This window comes from Arthrobacter sp. P1_B4, from assembly GCF_056406555.1.
In genome coordinates this window covers 1-2495 of the sequence record NZ_JBFTZW010000176.1, presented here as the reverse complement: position 1 = coordinate 2495, position 2495 = coordinate 1, and the positions used below count along the sequence as shown (strand labels likewise).

General features: G+C 64.8%; 1 protein-coding gene and 1 pseudogene. Both read right to left on the bottom strand.

Annotated elements, in window-relative coordinates; all coding sequences use genetic code 11:
* Nucleotides 1-300: 300 nt before the first annotated feature.
* Nucleotides 301-2073, bottom strand: a complete 1773-nt coding sequence (locus AC1D1W_RS20480; protein WP_476944673.1) for an FAD-dependent oxidoreductase — start codon at nt 2071-2073, stop codon at nt 301-303.
* A 188-nt stretch (nt 2074-2261) separates the two neighbouring features.
* A pseudogene (locus AC1D1W_RS20475) lies at nt 2262-2495 on the bottom strand (hypothetical protein); the annotation flags it as partial.

Genomic DNA, 2495 nt, shown 5'->3' with positions numbered 1-2495 from the left:
CCCACACGTGTTGTCCTGGCAGGAGGCCCGTCCAGTCCTGAGGCGCGAAGCCGTCGCTCGGGTAGCGGGATTTCTTCTTCATCCACGGGTTTCATTTTCTACATTTCTCGCTGGGGCTTCCTGCCGCGGGCGCTGCTGGTGTGGTGTGGTGAGGGGGCGGGGGCCGGCCCCTCGGGCCCTTGGCTCGCGATATACATCCACAAAGCTCGACCCAGGGCCCCTTCCTTAAGAAGCGTTGGGGTCGCGATTCCTGACAGTCTGAATCCTTCCAGGGACTGGTTTCGGGTTCCGGTATGTACGTCATCGGCGACGACTTCGTGCGTCCGGGGCGTCGTCGTTCCCGGTCATTGTTTCGGTGGCTGGGGTGCCGTCGTCTTCGTAGTGTGTGGCTCCTGTGAGGTCGCGTCCGGCGATGTATCCGAAGGTCAGGGCGGGGCCGAGGTTGATGCCCCCGGCGGGGTATTGTCCGCCCATGACTGAGGCCTGGTCATTACCGGCGACGTAAAGGCCCTTGATGGGGTGCCCGTTCGTGTCCAGGACCCGTGCGCGCGCATCGGCTGCGAGGCCTGCGAAGGTGCCGAAGGAGCCAGGGACGATTTTGACGGCGTAGAACGGCCCCTTTTCCAACGGGCGCAAGGACGGGTTCGGGGTGTTCTTGGGGTCTCCGCCGTAGCGGTTGAATTCGCTGGCGCCGCGGTCAAAGTCCGGATCCACCCCCTTGCGGGCGTTCTCGTTGAACTCGGCCACGGTCTTGACCAGAGCATCGGGGTCGATGCCGCAGGCTGCGGCGAGTTCTTCGATGGTGTTGCCTTTTTTGAGGTAGCCGGAGCGGAGGTAGGGGAAGAGCGGGACGGGCAGCGGTTTGGCCATCCCCAGCGGGAACTTGCGCACGTACTCGGCGTCGGCAATCTGCCAAGCCTCGACCGATTCACCCTCGGGGGTCGCCTTCAGCATTCCTTCCACATAGTCGTAGTAGCCGTTGGCCTCGTTAACGAAGCGCTTGCCGTCCCGGCGCACCCCGATGCCTCCGGGTTTGGCGCGGTCCATGATGTGCGGGAACGTACCGGTGCGTCCGTTCCGGTATGGGACCAGGGAGACCGGGCACCACGCTGCCGGAGACGCCGCATCGGTGTCGAAGCGGGCACCCACGGCCTGGGCAATGGTAATGCCGTCCCCGGTAGTTTCCTTGGGTGCGAGTGTCCAGTGCTCGCGGCCCGTGGGGGTCTTGGGGAAAAGCGCCTTGCGGCGGGCAACGTCGTTGGGGAACCCGCCGGTGGCCAGAACGACGCCGCTGGAAGCGTTGATAGTGTAGCTGCCGGCGGGTGAATCCACGACGGCGCCGGTCACCGTGCCGGTCCCGTCGGTGAGCAAGCGCTTGGCGGGGGTGGAGACGCGGATGTCGACGCCGAGGTCGTCGGCTGATTTCATGAGCCGGCCGGTGAGGGCGGTGCCGTTGACCAGCTGCATGCTCCGGCGGTGAATGATCAGGTCCAACAGGTGGAAGCCCACCCGCCAGGCTGCGTGGAACAGGCCCTGGAGGTTTCCCTGGGAGGCGGAGAGGAACTTGGTAAGGTCCGGCCCGGCCATGATGCCCATGCCCAGGAATGATGTTTCGTAGAGCTGGTGGCGCATTATGGCGCGCAGTTCTGGTTTGATTTTGCGGGCGTTGAAGGGTTTGGGGCCCACGGCGCGGTGCCCGGTGCCGGCGCCCGGTGTGCTGCCGTAGATGTCCTTGATCTTGGCTCCGGGAACGAACTGCAGGCTGGTCTTGTCCTGGAAGAAACCGACCGTGTGCGGGACGGCCTCAAGGAACGCCTCGACCTTGTCCTCACGGTAGTTCGCGCCGAGTCGGTGGCGCAGGTAGGTGCGGAAGAGTTCGTGGTCCTCGTTGACGCCGGCGGCTTTGGCCAGCGGGTTACCCGGGGTCCAGGCCCAGCCTCCGGACCAGGACGTGGCGCCGCCGCAGACCTCGGCTTTTTCCACGACGATGACTTTCAGGCCGTGGTAGGCGGCTGTTACGGCAGCGGAAAGCCCGCCCGCGCCGGAGCCGATGACGAGGACGTCGCAGTCCAGGGCTTTGGCGGGGGATGTGGTCAGGTCATCAGATTTGGTGGTCGGCGCTGGCCTTAATTGTTGGCTGTATCTGTGGTCTGTGTTTTGTGTGCAGGGGGTGAATGCGTGGCAACTGGCGTCTCGGTTGCCGGTTGCCGCGCACTAGTCTTCGCGTCACCGTTGGTTTGGTTGCGTCCTGCTTCTTGTTTTTAGCGGTGTTCCTTGTTGGCCCACTTGTAGGACCAAAGGCTGGAGACCAGGGCTATCAGGCAAAGCCCGGCGAGGAGCGCCGCGGCAGGGGCCCAGCTGCCGCTGCTGGCCATGAGGGCGGTGGCGATCAGGGGGATGAAGCCGCCCACGGCTCCGGCGAGTGCGTAGGCGAATCCTGCGCCGCTGTAGCGGATCCGGACGTCGAACATGTCGGTGAACCAGGTCTGCTGGAC